Below are 505 nucleotides of genomic sequence, written 5' to 3'. Positions count from 1 at the left end.
GAAAACGGTGCCTGATTTGCGGCAGCGCGCAGGGTCTGCCACAGATCGTCACGGATTTGCTGAAGGTCGAAGCGGTTCATGGTCTTGCGCGCTCAGTTTTTCGCAAGGTAGGCTTTGGCTTCTGCGTGACCGGGGTAGCGCGCCAGCACGGCGGTGTAGGCAGCGATCGCTTCCGGGCGTTTGCCCAACCACGCATTGGCGCGCGCCAGATAGACATGAGCGGTAGCGTCGGATCCGTAGCTCTGCACCAGGGTCGCAGCGGTTTTGGCCATGTCGGCCCAGTCTTGCAGCCCTTCTTGTGCCACCGCCAGTCGCACCAGCGCGGTGTAGTTATTGGGGGAAAGGTCGAGCGCTGCACGCGCACCCTTTTCCGCTTCGCCCCAGCGCTTGGCCGCCAACAGCGGCAGGGTCAACCCCAGACGGGCATCCACGGAGCGGCTGTTGCGGTCTATAGCAAGGCGATACTCGCGAATGGATTCGTCAAATTTTCCCGGCAAATAGAACA

Annotated in this window: 1 protein-coding gene; it reads right to left on the bottom strand. The window is 61.6% G+C overall.

Features of this window, described 5'->3' with window-relative positions; all coding sequences use genetic code 11:
• Positions 1 to 92: 92 nt before the first annotated feature.
• Positions 93 to 505: tetratricopeptide repeat protein (locus tag AC097P_RS23825; RefSeq protein WP_479612909.1), on the bottom strand; the 413-nt coding region annotated here is incomplete at its 5' end.

Source organism: Rhodoferax sp. ZS1R8 (genome assembly GCF_056521325.1).
Note: the sequence above shows the minus strand (reverse complement) of the source record. Positions and strands in the feature narration are given on the sequence as shown.